Annotated in this window: 15 protein-coding genes; 4 read left to right on the top strand and 11 right to left on the bottom strand. The window is 66.9% G+C overall.

What is annotated here, in order from left to right:
* Positions 1-16 precede the first annotated feature (16 nt).
* The 6 genes from JYG32_RS16315 to JYG32_RS16290 form a co-directional block, all read right to left on the bottom strand.
* On the bottom strand, positions 17-625 hold the full coding sequence (locus JYG32_RS16315) for a cytochrome c oxidase assembly protein (RefSeq protein ID WP_122168354.1): 609 nt from the start codon (positions 623-625) through the stop codon (positions 17-19).
* A gap of 35 nt (positions 626-660) precedes the next feature.
* On the bottom strand, positions 661-801 hold the full coding sequence (locus JYG32_RS16310) for a cytochrome oxidase small assembly protein (RefSeq protein WP_213264103.1): 141 nt from the start codon (positions 799-801) through the stop codon (positions 661-663).
* 69 nt (positions 802-870) lie between these two features.
* A complete protein-coding gene (gene ctaD / locus JYG32_RS16305; protein ID WP_174383355.1) occupies positions 871-2,487 on the bottom strand; it encodes a cytochrome c oxidase subunit I in 1,617 nt (538 codons plus the stop codon).
* A gap of 43 nt (positions 2,488-2,530) precedes the next feature.
* Positions 2,531-4,126 carry a cytochrome c oxidase subunit II gene (coxB, locus tag JYG32_RS16300; RefSeq protein ID WP_213264102.1) on the bottom strand — a complete coding sequence of 532 codons (1,596 nt, stop codon included), beginning with the start codon at positions 4,124-4,126 and terminating at the stop codon, positions 2,531-2,533.
* Positions 4,127-4,183: 57 nt separating this feature from the next.
* On the bottom strand, positions 4,184-4,708 hold the full coding sequence (locus JYG32_RS16295) for a DUF2244 domain-containing protein (protein ID WP_174383353.1): 525 nt from the start codon (positions 4,706-4,708) through the stop codon (positions 4,184-4,186).
* A gap of 195 nt (positions 4,709-4,903) precedes the next feature.
* On the bottom strand, positions 4,904-5,869 hold the full coding sequence (locus JYG32_RS16290) for a methyltransferase domain-containing protein (protein WP_213264101.1): 966 nt from the start codon (positions 5,867-5,869) through the stop codon (positions 4,904-4,906).
* An 83-nt stretch (positions 5,870-5,952) separates the two neighbouring features.
* Between JYG32_RS16290 and JYG32_RS16285 the strand changes: the two genes are divergently transcribed.
* On the top strand, positions 5,953-6,756 hold the full coding sequence (locus JYG32_RS16285; protein ID WP_213264100.1) for a ComF family protein: 804 nt from the start codon (positions 5,953-5,955) through the stop codon (positions 6,754-6,756).
* A 107-nt stretch (positions 6,757-6,863) separates the two neighbouring features.
* Positions 6,864-7,334 (top strand): tRNA (uridine(34)/cytosine(34)/5-carboxymethylaminomethyluridine(34)-2'-O)-methyltransferase TrmL, encoded by a 471-nt coding sequence (gene trmL, locus JYG32_RS16280; RefSeq protein WP_213264099.1) that lies wholly within the window; start codon positions 6,864-6,866, stop codon positions 7,332-7,334.
* A 22-nt stretch (positions 7,335-7,356) separates the two neighbouring features.
* On the opposite strand, the gene JYG32_RS16275 is transcribed toward trmL, so the two are convergent.
* The 5 genes from JYG32_RS16275 to JYG32_RS16255 all read right to left on the bottom strand — a co-directional run bounded on the left by JYG32_RS16275 (position 7,357) and on the right by JYG32_RS16255 (position 10,253).
* The gene (locus tag JYG32_RS16275; RefSeq protein ID WP_174383713.1) at positions 7,357-7,881 is read right to left on the bottom strand and encodes an O-acetyl-ADP-ribose deacetylase; all 525 of its coding nucleotides are present in this window, start codon (positions 7,879-7,881) and stop codon (positions 7,357-7,359) included.
* Between the two features lie 78 nt (positions 7,882-7,959).
* Positions 7,960-8,958 carry an NAD(P)H-dependent glycerol-3-phosphate dehydrogenase gene (locus JYG32_RS16270; RefSeq protein ID WP_213264098.1) on the bottom strand — a complete coding sequence of 333 codons (999 nt, stop codon included), beginning with the start codon at positions 8,956-8,958 and terminating at the stop codon, positions 7,960-7,962.
* Positions 8,959-8,983: 25 nt separating this feature from the next.
* Positions 8,984-9,466: a protein-export chaperone SecB gene (secB, locus tag JYG32_RS16265; RefSeq protein ID WP_069746946.1), complete on the bottom strand. Its 483-nt coding sequence runs from the start codon at positions 9,464-9,466 to the stop codon at positions 8,984-8,986.
* A 107-nt stretch (positions 9,467-9,573) separates the two neighbouring features.
* Entirely contained in the window at positions 9,574-9,834 is a 261-nt protein-coding gene (grxC, locus tag JYG32_RS16260) for a glutaredoxin 3 (protein WP_174383715.1), read from the bottom strand.
* Complete coding sequence (locus JYG32_RS16255) at positions 9,831-10,253, bottom strand: rhodanese-like domain-containing protein (protein ID WP_034179117.1); 423 nt, start codon at positions 10,251-10,253, stop codon at positions 9,831-9,833. Before JYG32_RS16255 ends, grxC begins: the two co-directional genes overlap by 4 nt.
* A 134-nt stretch (positions 10,254-10,387) precedes the next feature.
* Here JYG32_RS16255 and gpmA point away from each other — a divergent pair, with 134 nt between their 5' ends.
* Positions 10,388-11,134, top strand: coding sequence for a 2,3-diphosphoglycerate-dependent phosphoglycerate mutase (gene gpmA / locus JYG32_RS16250; protein ID WP_174383716.1), 747 nt, complete (start codon positions 10,388-10,390; stop codon positions 11,132-11,134).
* Positions 11,135-11,390: 256 nt separating this feature from the next.
* Positions 11,391-12,941 (top strand): S41 family peptidase, encoded by a 1,551-nt coding sequence (locus JYG32_RS16245; RefSeq protein ID WP_213264097.1) that lies wholly within the window; start codon positions 11,391-11,393, stop codon positions 12,939-12,941.
* Positions 12,942-13,059 lie beyond the last annotated feature (118 nt).

The raw sequence follows: 13,059 nt of genomic DNA, 5'->3' as shown, positions 1-13,059 counted from the left end.
TGCCCCGCCTCCGTCGTCATGCGTCCGGCTTCGCCGCGCCCTGCGCCGCGGTACTGCGCGTCGCCGGCGCCGGCGCAGCCGGCGTATTCAGCTCGAAGAACGTGTACGACAGCGTGATCGTCTTCACGTCCTTCGGCAGTTTCGGATCGATCACGAACACCACCGGCATCTTGCGCGACTCGTTCGCGGCCAGCGTCTGCTGCGTGAAGCAAAAGCACTCGATCTTCTTGAAGAACTCCGTCGCCTGCTTCGGCGCGTAGCTCGGAATCGCCTGTGCAACGACCGGCCGGCCCTGCCCGTTCGTCACGTCGTACACGATCGTCGTCAGTTCGCCCGGGTGCACGTCGAGGCTGTTGTGCTCCGGCTTGAAACCGAGCGGGCCGCGCGCGTTCGCATCGAACTCGACCGACACCGTACGGCTGTAGTCGACCTGCGAGTTCTTCACCTCGCGCTCGCTGACGTCGCGCTGCACCAGGTTGTTGATGCCGGTGATCTGGCAGATCGCCCGATACATCGGGATCAGCGCGAAGCCGAAACCGAACATCAGCCCGGCCACGACGAAGAGCTTCACCAGCATCGAACGATTGAACGCGCGATCGACCGCGCCCTCTTCCGGCTTCGACATACGACAACTTCCTCGCTACTGCGTCAGTTACTGCCTCAGTGAGTGGACAGCCACCACTGCTTGATCACGACACCCACAAAAAAAACGGCGGCGATGACGAGCAGGATGAGGCCGAGCCGCTTGTTGCCCGCGCGAATCTGCTCGGACGTTCGTCTTTCTTGTGGATTCCGGTTCATCTGAAACTTCGGTTCGGCGCCCGCCGCGCCTGCCTGCGCGGCAGGCAGCGGCGGAGCGCACTGTGAAACTTACTCGACGTACGGCGGTTGCTCGAACGTGTGGAACGGAGCCGGGCTCGGCACCGTCCACTCGAGGCCCGTTGCGCCATCCCACGGCTTGTCCGACGCCTTTTCCAGCTCGCCGCCGCCACGGTAGGCCGGCAGCGCGACCGCGAACAGGAAGTACACCTGCGCGAGGCCGAAGCCGAATGCGCCGATCGTCGCAACCTGGTTGAAGTCCGTGAACTGCGCCGGATAGTCCGCATAGCGGCGCGGCATGCCCGCGAGACCGACGAAGTGCATCGGGAAGAACGTCAGGTTGAAGAAGATCATCGACGCCCAGAAGTGGATCTTGCCGCGCGTCTCGTTGTACATCCAGCCCGTCCACTTCGGCGCCCAGTAGTACCAGCCCGAGAACAGCGCGAACAATGAGCCTGCCACCAGCACGTAGTGGAAGTGCGCCACCACGAAGTAGGTACCGTGATACTGGATGTCGAGCGGCGCCATCGCGAGCATCAGGCCCGTCAGGCCGCCGAACGTGAACACGAACAGGAAGCCGATCGCGAACAGCATCGGGGTTTCGAACGTCATCGAGCCGCGCCACATCGTCGCGAGCCAGTTGAACACCTTCACGCCCGTCGGCACGGCGATCAGCATCGTCGCGTACATGAAGAAGAGCTGACCGGTGACCGGCATGCCCGTGGCGAACATGTGGTGCGCCCAGACCATGAACGACAGAATCGCGATCGAAGCCGTCGCATACACCATCGAGCTATAGCCGAACAGCGTCTTGCGTGCGAACGCCGGGATCACCTGCGACACGATCCCGAACGCCGGCAGAATCATGATGTACACCTCGGGGTGGCCGAAGAACCAGAAGATGTGCTGGTACATCACCGGGTCGCCGCCGCCTGCCGCGTTGAAGAACGACGTGCCGAAGTGGCGGTCGAACAGCACCATCGTGATCGCGCCTGCCAGAACCGGCATCACGGCGATCAGCAGGTAGGCCGTGATCAGCCACGTCCACGCGAACATCGGCATCTTCATCAGCGTCATGCCCGGCGCGCGCATGTTCAGGATCGTCACGACGATGTTGATCCCGCCCATGATCGACGACGCGCCCATGATGTGGACCGCGAAGATCGCGAAGTCCATGCCCGGGCCCATCTGCGTCGACAGCGGCGCGTACAGCGTCCAGCCGGCGGCCGTCGCGCCGCCCGGCGCGAAGAACGAGCCGACCAGCAGCACTGCCGCGACCGGCAGCAGCCAGAAGCTGAAGTTGTTCATCCGCGCGAACGCCATGTCGGATGCGCCGATCTGCAGCGGAATCATCCAGTTCGCGAAGCCGACGAACGCCGGCATGATCGCGCCGAACACCATGATCAGGCCGTGCATCGTCGTGAGTTCGTTGAAGAACTCCGGACGCATGATCTGCAGGCCCGGCTCGAACAGCTCGGCGCGGATCGCGAGCGCCATCACGCCGCCCGACAGGAACATGATGAACGAGAACAGCAGGTACAGCGTACCGATGTCCTTGTGGTTGGTGGCGAACAGCCAGCGCCGCCAGCCGTGCGGGGTTTCGTGCGCGTGGTCGTCGTGCGCGTGGTCCGTGTGGTCCGCGGCTACGTCGTGCCCGATGCTAGACATGAGAATCTCCTAATGCGAATACGTCGACTAACTCAGCGACACGTCAAGCCGCCGGCCCGATCTCGACACGCCGGGCTTCCTTCGCGTCTGCCCCGCCCGTGATCGTTTCCGGCTTTTTGAGAATAATGTGGTCTTCCGCCACGCCTGCTGCCTTCAGCGCGTCGCGCACGGCTTGCGCGCGATGCTTCGCCAGTTCGGCGTTCGCGTCGGCCGAGCCCGTCGTGTCGGTGAAGCCCGACAGCGCGAGTTTCGCGTCCGGATGTGCCTTCGCATAGTCGGCCGCGGCGGCGATCGCCGCTTTCGCGTCGGCCGGCAGCACGCTCTTGCCCGTCTCGAAGTAGATCGTCGACAGTGCGGCCGATGCCGACGCTGCCGCCGGCTGCTCGGCTGCGCCCGACGCGGCTTGCGCCGGTGCCGAAGCCGCTTCGGCCGGCGCCGCTGCGCCTGCCGTGTCTTCCGGCATCTTGCCGTTGCGCGCGTCAGCCACTTGCTTCGGCTGCAGCAGGTCGTTCTTGTGGTTGCCCCACGAATTGCGCTCGTACGTGATGACCGATGCGATGTCGAGGTCCGACAGCGACGCCCACGACGGCATCGCACCCTTGCCGTGCAGCACGCGCTCGACGTGGCCGGCGATCGGGCCGTTCACGATCGGGCTGCCGTCCATCGCCGGGAATGCGCCGAGGCCCTTGCCGCTCACCTGGTGGCAGGCCGCGCAGTTCGCCTTGTAGACTTCCTCGCCGTGCGCGACGAGTTCGGCCATCGTGTAGACCTTGTTCGGATCGACCGCCGCGCTGGCCAGCTTGGCCTTCTGCGCGGTGACCCACTTCGCGTAGTCGTCTTCCGACAGGACTTCGACCACGACCGGCATGTACGCGTGTTCCTTGCCGCACAGCTCGGTACAGAAACCGCGGAAGGTACCGACCTTGTCGGCCTTGAACCACGTGTCGCGCACGAAGCCGGGAATCGCATCCTGCTTCACGCCGAACGCGGGCACGTACCACGAGTGGACGACGTCGTTCGCGGTCGTGATGATGCGGATCTTCTTGTTGACCGGCACGACGAGCGGATTGTCGACTTCCTGCAGATAGGTGTCGGTGATCGGCTTCTTGCCCATCACTTCGTCGCGCGGGGTGCTCAGCGTCGACAGGAAGCCGATGCCCTCGCCCGGGCCCTTCACGTAGTCGTAGCCCCACTTCCACTGGTAGCCGGTGACCTTGATCGTGAGATCGGCGTTCGTCGTGTCCTTCATCGCGACGACGGCCTTCGTCGCCGGCAGCGCCATCAGCACGACGATGACGAACGGCACGATCGTCCAGATGATCTCGACGGTCGTGCTTTCATGGAAATTGGCGGCCTTGTGGCCCTTGGATTTGCGGTGCGCGAAGATCGAATAGAACATCACGCCGAACACGCCGACGAAGATCACCGTACACAGGATCAGCATCATCGTGTGGAGATCGTAGAGCTCCTCGGCGATCTTCGTGACAGGCGGCTGAAAGTTGATCTCGTTGACACGGGGGCCGCCCGGGCTATCACCGACCGCCAGGGCGGCACCGGCAAAGAGCAATCCGCTGCATGCCAGCACGCCCGCGAGGGCTCGCTTGATTGTTTTCATAGCATCCTTACCCAAAATTTCCATTCAAACCCTCCCCCGTCGCAAGCCGCCGGCCTGTTCCCGGCCGGTGCCCGCACCTCGTCAGCCGCAGCGCCTGAGCGACACGCGCAGTTCGTCGGCGAACTGCGCACGCTTGTACTGCGCGAGATGCTGCCCGATTACGACGGTCTGCCCGCGCGATACCAGCCGAATCGGATCGCGTGGCGTCGCACCCGGCTCGACCCGCACCCAGCGCGGGTTGAATTCGATCTGCGTGAGCCGCTCCGCATCCATCCGCTCGATCACGAGCCGGTGCGGGAACAGCCTGATGCGTTCGTAATCGACCGCATGGCGAGCATAGATCGCAAATGCGACACCCACAGCCAGCAACTCGATTCCGGTGAAGGGCATGACGAGCCAAGCCCCCCGCCACATCAGCAACGCCGCGATCACCAGCGAGAAGCCCGCGAGCGACGCGTAAAACAGCACGAACTGGCGTGGCGACGCCGAACAGTTGCGTTTCATGAGCCAGTCTTCGAGGACCGGTTCGCCGTTCGTCGTCTCCGCCAAAACCCTCGCTGCTTCCATCGCCGCCTCACGCGAATGGCATGCGATGCATGCCTGCATCGGACTCGTCGCCCCGTATTGCTGGGACCCCGGGACGACAAGCTGACGCATTATAGGCGGGTTCAATGGCATCCACAAGCAAGCGGCTATCGCCCCGCAAGCCAAGCGCGACAAGCTTTCCGGCCATTTTTGGCGCCAATTCGACCCCGCTTTGCGCCGCTAATTTCAGACATAACAAAACCCCTCTTTACCGCTTTACCGATTCTTCGGACGCCCCTTTCCGATGTCCTCGATGCGCACGATCCCGTGCCCTTCGGCAGTCGTGCGCGGCACGGCCTTCCACGCGTGGCCGTAGATCACCTCGAAGGTCAGCGCAATCGTGCCGTCCGCGCGCCGGGCCGCTTCCAGCGCATCGCCGAGCGCCGCGCGAAAGCGCCGCGTCGCGTGCTGCGGCGCCGTGCGCTCGAACGGATAGGCGCCCCAGCGGCGCACGTCGGCCAGCAGGGAGTCGGGGGATTGGTAGGTAACGGTCAGCACTTCCTGGTCCATCACGGGAATCTCGAAGCCGCTCTCGACGAGCATGTCGCCAAGGTCGTGCATGTCGACGAAATCGATCACGCGCGCGGCGGGCGGCGCAATGCCGAGCGCCGCTTCGGCGTCCGCGCAGGCCCCGCGCAGCTCGCGCAGCGTGTCGGGGCCGAGCGTGCTGAACATCAGCAGCCCGTTCACGCGCAGCACGCGCTGCCATTCGGGCAGCACCGCGTCGGGGCGCGAATGCCAGTGGAGCGCGAGATTCGACCAGATCAGGTCGAACGCGCTGCCCGGGAACGGCAGCGCGGCGAAGTCGGCCTGCGCGACGCGCGGGCCGCGCTGGCCCAGCGCCCGGCCGAGCGAAGCCGGCAGCCAGCGGCGCCAGCTGGCCTGCTCGATCTCGCGCTGACCGGCCCGCGCGAGCATCGCACCGGACAGGTCGACGCCGAATACGGGCGCCTCCGGAAAGCGCGCGCGCAGCGCCGGCAGGTCGTCGCCCGGGCCGCAGCCCGCATCGAGCACGGCCGTGGGGCTCACCTTGATGTATTCGAGGCGCTCGTTCATCCGCTGCGCAATCTCGCGCGGCAGGAACGCGACCGCGTCGAACGTGGCGGCACGGCGATCGAAGATCCGCCGCAGGCGCCTGGCGTCATTGGCCGGACGGCCGGTTGAAGTCGAAGCTGGGGACATGTCGGGCACACTGGCGAAGAGCCCGAAGTATACTCGCTCGCCCCGCAGGCTTCATCGAGACGGGGCTGCCAGGAGTGTTCGCGATGGTCCGCAGTTTCGCTCCGCGCACGATGCGCGTCGTTTTGTCGCAGGTTCGCGCGCTGGCACTACGCGTCGCCGCGGTCGCGCTGCCGAATCGCTGCGCATTGTGCGGCAATTTGTCACACGCCGTGATTTGCGTTGCCTGCGACGCCGCGTACTGGAATGAAGCGCGGCTGCGCTGCGACGTCTGCGCGCTGCCGCTGGGCGCCGGGCAACCGCGTTCGCGCCCGCGCCGCGGCGGACACACCGGCGCCGGCCGCGCGACCGCGTACCGGTGCGACGCGTGCCGCACGGCGCCGCCGCCGTTCGATGCGACGCTCGCGCTCGCGGATTACCGCGCGCCGCTCGACGGGCTCGCACGTGGCCTGAAGTTTCATGCGCGGCTCGCGCTCGGCGCCGAATTCGCGGCCCGGCTCGCGCGGCTGGTTGACGATACGCGCGGTACCGGCGGCTTCGACCTGGTCGCGCCGGTGCCGCTGTCGCATCGGCGGCTCGTCGTGCGCGGCTACAACCAGGCGTGGGCGATCGCGCGTCCGCTCGCGCGCCGGCTCGGCGTGCCCGCGGATGCGGCGCTGCTCGCGCGTGTCGCCGACACCGCGCCGCAGTCGCGGCTCGACCGGCGCGCGCGGCGCGACAACGTGATGGCGGCGTTCGCGGTGGCGGGCAACGTCGCTGGCCGCCACGTCGCGCTCGTCGACGACGTGATGACGTCCGGCGCGACGCTCGCGGCCGCCGCGCACGCACTGAAGGCGGCGGGCGCCGCGCGCGTGACGAATCTGGTTGCGCTGCGCACCGCCAGGGATTAATTAGATAGATAGGCCGGCCGCCTGAACGCGGCCGCGGCCATCACGAACCGGCCGGCCGGGAAGGAGCGCGCGTTGCTCCGCCCCGGCCGGCCCAGCCAAACCGAAACATGTTCAACGTCGTCCTCGTCGCTCCCGAAATTCCGCCGAACACCGGCAACGTGATCCGCCTGTGCGCCAACACCGGCGCGCGCCTGCACCTGATCGAGCCGCTCGGCTTCCCGCTCGACGATGCGAGGATGCGCCGCGCCGGCCTCGACTATCACGAATATGCACAGATGCGCGTGCACCGCGACTGGGACGCGTTCGTCGCGACCGAATCGCCCGATCCCGCGCGGATGTTCGCGTTCACGACACGCGGCTCGGGCCGCTTCCACGATCATGCGTTCCTGCCGGGCGACTGGTTCGTGTTCGGCTCGGAGACACGCGGCCTGCCCGCCGAGCTGCTCGAACGCTTCCCGAACGAACAGCGCGTGCGCCTGCCGATGCGGCCGGACAACCGCAGCCTGAACCTGTCGAACACGGTCGCGGTGGTCGTGTTCGAGGCGTGGCGCCAGGCCGGCTTCGAAGGCGGCGCCTGACGCATGCGCGGCGCGGGATGCGTCAGGCCCGCGCGAGCCGCGCGCAATACAGGTCGTAGATGTCGGGGGAAAAGCACGCGAATATCACGCGTGTGAGGCTCGGCGCCTGCGGCAGCATTTCGGTGACGGTGCCGACTGCAATGTCGACGGCCTCGCCGGCCGGATAGCGGTAGATGCCGCAACTGATCGCCGGGAACGCGATCGACGTCGCGGCGACCTCCTCGGCCAGCTCGATCGCGCGCCGGTAGCACGATGCGAGCAGGTCCGGCTCGCCGCGACCGCCGCCGTGCCATACAGGCCCGACCGCATGGATCACGTAGCGCGCCGGCAGCCCGTGGCCGCGCGTGAGCTTCGCGTCGCCCGTCTCGCAGCCGCCGAGCGTGCGGCACTCCGCGAGCAGGCCGGGGCCGGCCGCGCGGTGGATCGCGCCGTCGACGCCGCCCCCGCCGAGCAGCGAGCCGTTCGCCGCGTTGACGATCACGTCGACCTCGAGCGTCGTGATGTCGACGACCTGTGCGTCGAGCGTGGTGGAATGGATCTGCAGCATGACAACCTCACGGAACGCCGGAGACTGTTCAAGCGTAGTGCGCTTTGGCGCCGCGCGCTTGGGCGGCGCCCGTCCGCGCTACTCGGCGCGCGCGTCGCGCCGCAGCAGGCCGCTGACGGCGTCGCGCGGTGCAATGCCGTCGAACAGCACACCGCACACGGCTTCGGTGATCGGCATTTCGATCGATTGCGCGCGCGCGATCGCCAGCACGGCCTGCGCGCAGCGCACGCCTTCGGCCACGTGGCCGAGCGCCCCGAGGATATCGTCCAGCGTGCGGCCGGCCGCGAGTTGCAGGCCGACCGTGCGGTTGCGCGACAGGTCGCCCGTCGCGGTGAGGATCAGGTCGCCGAGGCCCGTGAGGCCCGTGAAGGTTTCCGCGCGACCGCCGAGCGCGACGCCGAGCCGCGACATTTCGGCAAGACCGCGCGTGATCAGTGCGGCGCGCGCGTTCAGCCCGAGGCCAAGGCCGTCGGAAATGCCGGTCGCGATCGCCAGCACGTTCTTCACTGCACCGCCGACCTCGACGCCGACCACGTCGTCGCCCGTATAGATCCGCATCGCGCCGTGATGGAACGCAGCGAGCGTGTGCTCGCGGCATTCGGCGGACGCGCTCGCCACCGTCAGCGCGACAGGCAGCGATTGCCCGACCTCGCGCGCAAAGCTCGGCCCCGACAGCACGCCGTTGCTGCGCTGTTCGGGCAGCTCGGCCGCGATCACCTGATGCGGCAGCAGATGCGTGTCGGCCTCGAAGCCCTTGCAGACCCAGACGACGTGCGCGGGCACGCAGCCAGCGTCGCGCATCGCGTGACACAGCGTGCGCAGCCCGGCCACGGGCGCGGCGATCACGCACAGCGCGTCGTCCGCGGCGCCATGCGCGAGCGCGGCGCCGAGATCGGCGTCGTAGCGCAATGCGTCAGGCAGCGCGATGCCGTCCAGATAGCGGGAATTTTCGTGCCGGGCCTGCAGCCCGGCGATGAGCGCGGCGTCGCGCGCCCATAGAAGCGTATCGTGCCGCGCGGCCAGATGGCCCGCGAGCGCGGTGCCCCAGGCACCGGCGCCGAGAACGGCTACTTTCATACCCAGCACCGGTCCGAGTGAAACGTCAGTTCAGCGTCGTGCCGTTCGGCGCGCCTGCGGCGGCGCCTTGCTGCTGCTGAAGCTGCGCGAGACGCTGCTCGTACAGCGCCTGGAAGTTGATTTCCGCCAGGTGGATCGGCGGGAAGCCCGCGCGCGTGATCGCGTCGGCGATGTTCGAGCGCAGGTACGGGAACAGGATCGTCGGGCAAGCGATGCCGACCAGCGGGTCGAGCTGTTCGTCCGGAATGTTGCGAATGTCGAAAATGCCGGCCTGCTTCGCTTCGATCAGGAACGCGACCTTGTCCTTCACCTTCGCGGTGACGGTACCCGACACGACGACTTCGAACACGCTTTCCGCGAGGCGGTCGGCCTTGACGTCGACTTCGACTTCAACCGACGGCATGTCCTGCTCGAGGAAGATCGCCGGCGAATTCGGCTGCTCGAGCGACATATCCTTCAGGTAAACGCGCTGGATATTGAAGAACGGTTGGTTTTCGACGTCGGACATGGTGTTTCCCTAAAAGTGGTGACGGAGCGGCCCGGCTTCTCGCCGGCCGCCACGGATGAATCCTGCGCGCCCAAGCCGCGGCGCGGCCGGCGGCCATTCTGCCCTAATCAGGCCGCTTGCAGAAGCGGTACGAGCCCGCCATCGCGGTCGAGCTTCGACAGATCGTCGTAACCGCCGACGTGCGTGTCGCCGATATAGATCTGCGGCACCGTGCGGCGGCCGGTGCGCGACATCATTTCGTCGCGGCGCGTCGGATCCTTGTCGATCAGCACCTTCTCGATCTGCTCGACGCCGCGCAGCTTCAGGAGCCGCTCGGCCTGGATGCAATACGGGCACACCTGGGTGCTGTACATGACCACTTTATTCACTTCGCCACTCCTTGTTTGACGACCGGCATCCCGGCCTGCTGCCAGGCGGCCACGCCGCCCTCGAGCACGTGCACCTCGGCGTAGCCCGCCGCCTCGACCTCGCGCGCCGCCTTCTGCGACTGCTGGCCGTTCTGGCAGACGAGCAGCACCGGCGTGCTCTTGTTCTTCGCGACCTGCGCGATCTTCGCGCCGATCTCGCCCGCCGCGACCTGACGCGCCGACGGCAGGTGGCCGGCAGCGAAATCGGACGCGGCACGCACGTCGATCACGACCGCGTTGCGGCGGTTGATGAGTTGGGTGGCCTCTGCAGCCGACAGGCCGCCGCGGCCGCGGCGCAGCGCGGGCCAGGCCAGCAGGCCGCCGGATACCAGCAGGATCGCGATGAGGGCCAGGTTCGTGTAATCGGTAAAGAACGTCACGGAATTCCGCCGGAAAAAGAGAAATCGGATGAGGACAATCCCGCCATTATAAAATAACCGTCTTGCGCGATGGCGGGCCCGGATCGGGTGCCGCGCGACGCGCACCGCTTCCCTCACTACCGACCGCAAGATCCATGTACAAACTCGTTCTCATCCGCCACGGCGAATCGACGTGGAACAAGGAAAACCGCTTCACCGGCTGGGTCGACGTCGACCTGACCGAACAGGGTCGCAACGAGGCCTACCAGGCCGGCGAATTGCTCAAGGAGGCCGGCTACACGTTCGACCTCGCGTACACGTCGGTGCTCAAGCGCGCGATCCGCACGCTGTGGCACGTGCAGGACCGGATGGACCTGATGTACCTGCCGGTCGTCCATTCGTGGCGCCTGAACGAGCGCCACTACGGCGCGCTGTCGGGGCTGAACAAGGCGGAAACGGCCGCGAAGTTCGGCGACGAGCAAGTGCTCGTCTGGCGCCGCAGCTACGACACGCCGCCGCCCGCGCTCGAGCCGACCGACGAGCGCGCGCCGTTCAACGACCCGCGTTATGCGAAGGTGCCGCGCGAGCAGCTTCCGCTCACCGAGTGCCTGAAGGACACGGTCGCGCGCGTGCTGCCGCTGTGGAACGAGTCGATCGCGCCGGCGGTCCGCGCCGGCAAGCAGGTGCTGATCGCCGCGCACGGCAACTCGCTGCGCGCGCTGATCAAGTACCTCGACGGGATCTCGGACAGCGACATCGTCGGCCTGAACATCCCGAACGGCGTGCCGCTCGTGTATGAACTCGACGAGAACCTGAAGCCGATCACGCACTATTACCTCGGCGACCAGGAAGCGATCGCGCAGGCGCAGGCCGCCGTCGCGAAGCAGGGCAAGGCGGGCTGACGCCCGTCGCGCCGGGCGGGCCGCGTCCGGCGCGGCATGCCCGGCCGGCCCGGCACGCCGCGCGAACCTTCGCGGGCCCGCCGCTGTCGAATCCGCTTTCGAACCCGCAAGCGCATCCGGCGGCACCCCGCCGGGCCTTCTCCGGGCCCTTTTCGCCGCTTTTCGCGGCGTTCCACTGAGTCATCGGACGAACAGTTATACTTGTCCGCTATATCCCCGCTACCGCCACGCGCTTCCCGACCGCACCAGACTCTCTATGCGAATGAAATTGAAGAACATCGGCCTGATTGCCGCGGGCCTTGCCACGGGCGTGTTCGCCACGCTGCAGATTTCCGCGTCGGCCGAGCAGACCGTCACGGCGCCGCTTCCCCTCGACCAGCTCCGCCTGTTCGCGGAAGTATTCGGCCAGATCAAGCGCGAGTACGTCGAACCGGTCGACGACAAGAAGCTGCTGACGGCGGCGATCAAGGGCATGGTGTCGAGCCTCGACCCGCATTCGTCGTTCCTCGACAAGACCGACTATGACGAACTGCAGGAGCAGACGAAGGGCCGCTTCGCGGGTCTCGGCATCGAGATCTCGCAGGAAGACGGCCTCGTCAAGGTGATCTCGCCGATCGAGGACACCCCCGCGTTCCGCGCCGGCATCCGTCCGGGCGACCTGATCACGCGCATCAACGACAAGCCGGTGCGCGGCATGACGCTCGACAAGGCCGTCAAGCAGATGCGCGGCGAGCCGGGCACCAAGGTCACGCTGACGATCTTCCGCAAGAGCGACGACCGCACGTTCCCGGTCACGGTCACGCGCGCGATCATCAAGGTCCAGAGCGTGAAGATGAAGATCCTCGATCCGGGCTACGCGTACATCCGCATCACGAGCTTCCAGGAGCGCACGACGCCCGATCTCGCCGCGAAGCTGCAGGACATCGCACGCCAGCAGCCGAACCTGAAGGGCCTCGTCCTCGACCTGCGCAACAACGGCGGCGGCCTGCTGCAGAGCGCGGTCGGCGTTGCCGGCGCGTTCCTGCCGCCCGACTCCGTCGTCGTGTCGACCAACGGCCAGATCCCCGATTCGAAGCAGGTCTACCGCGATACGTACGACAACTATCGCCTGCCGTCCTTCGACGGCGATCCGCTGAAGAACCTGCCGCCGGTCTTCAAGACCGTGCCGATGATCGTGCTGACGAACGCGTATTCGGCGTCCGCGTCGGAAATCGTCGCCGGCGCGCTGCAGGATTCGAAGCGCGCGCAGATCATGGGCAAGACGACGTTCGGCAAGGGTTCGGTGCAGACGGTCCGCCCGATGACGGCCGAAACCGCGCTGCGCCTGACGACCGCGTACTACTACACGCCGAGCGGCCGTTCGATCCAGAACAAGGGCATCACGCCCGACGTGCCGGTCGATCAGTACGCGGACGGCGATCCGGACGACGTGCTCGTGACGCGCGAGGTCGACTATACGAACCACCTCGCGAACACGCAGGACCCGAACGAGAAGAAGGAACAGGAAGATCGCGAGCAGCGCCGGATGGATCAACTGCGCATCCTCGAAGAGCAGAACGACAAGAAGACGCCGGAGCAACGCCAGAAGGACCGCGATCGCAAGCCGATCGAGTTCGGCAGCACCGACGACTTCATGATGCAGCAGGCGCTCAACAAGCTCGAAGGCAAGCCCGTCCAGGCATCGAAGTCGCTGCTCGCCGAGAGCACGACGAAGAGCCCGGCAGGCAAGGCCGCCCCGGCCTCGAAGGCATCGGGCGCGAGCGCGAAGCCGGCTTCCGCACCGAAGCCCGCGTCGGCGCCGAATTAAGCGCCGGCCGGCATCCGACGGGCCATCGCGGGAAGACCGCGATGGCCCGTTTTTCATGTGCGCCTAGAATACGCAGATACGTCCGCACCGCCGTCGGCGGCATGCTTCGCCCGATCTC

This window comes from Burkholderia pyrrocinia (genome assembly GCF_018417535.1).
In the GTDB taxonomy this organism is placed as follows: Bacteria; Pseudomonadota; Gammaproteobacteria; order Burkholderiales; family Burkholderiaceae; genus Burkholderia; species Burkholderia pyrrocinia_E.
This window is presented reverse-complemented; position numbering and strand designations above follow the sequence as displayed.

Coding starts and splice junctions, on each gene's coding strand:
- JYG32_RS16270 (WP_213264098.1), bottom strand. CDS start 8,958: ATGAAAGTAGCCGTTCTCGGCGCCGGTGCCTGGGGCACCGCGCTCGCG.
- JYG32_RS16285 (WP_213264100.1), top strand. CDS start 5,953: ATGGTCCGCAGTTTCGCTCCGCGCACGATGCGCGTCGTTTTGTCGCAG.
- JYG32_RS16275 (WP_174383713.1), bottom strand. CDS start 7,881: ATGCTGCAGATCCATTCCACCACGCTCGACGCACAGGTCGTCGACATC.
- JYG32_RS16245 (WP_213264097.1), top strand. CDS start 11,391: ATGCGAATGAAATTGAAGAACATCGGCCTGATTGCCGCGGGCCTTGCC.
- ctaD (WP_174383355.1), bottom strand. CDS start 2,487: ATGTCTAGCATCGGGCACGACGTAGCCGCGGACCACACGGACCACGCG.
- JYG32_RS16295 (WP_174383353.1), bottom strand. CDS start 4,708: ATGCAGGCATGCATCGCATGCCATTCGCGTGAGGCGGCGATGGAAGCA.
- secB (WP_069746946.1), bottom strand. CDS start 9,466: ATGTCCGACGTCGAAAACCAACCGTTCTTCAATATCCAGCGCGTTTAC.
- gpmA (WP_174383716.1), top strand. CDS start 10,388: ATGTACAAACTCGTTCTCATCCGCCACGGCGAATCGACGTGGAACAAG.
- JYG32_RS16315 (WP_122168354.1), bottom strand. CDS start 625: ATGTCGAAGCCGGAAGAGGGCGCGGTCGATCGCGCGTTCAATCGTTCG.
- trmL (WP_213264099.1), top strand. CDS start 6,864: ATGTTCAACGTCGTCCTCGTCGCTCCCGAAATTCCGCCGAACACCGGC.
- JYG32_RS16310 (WP_213264103.1), bottom strand. CDS start 801: ATGAACCGGAATCCACAAGAAAGACGAACGTCCGAGCAGATTCGCGCG.
- coxB (WP_213264102.1), bottom strand. CDS start 4,126: ATGGAAATTTTGGGTAAGGATGCTATGAAAACAATCAAGCGAGCCCTC.
- JYG32_RS16290 (WP_213264101.1), bottom strand. CDS start 5,869: ATGTCCCCAGCTTCGACTTCAACCGGCCGTCCGGCCAATGACGCCAGG.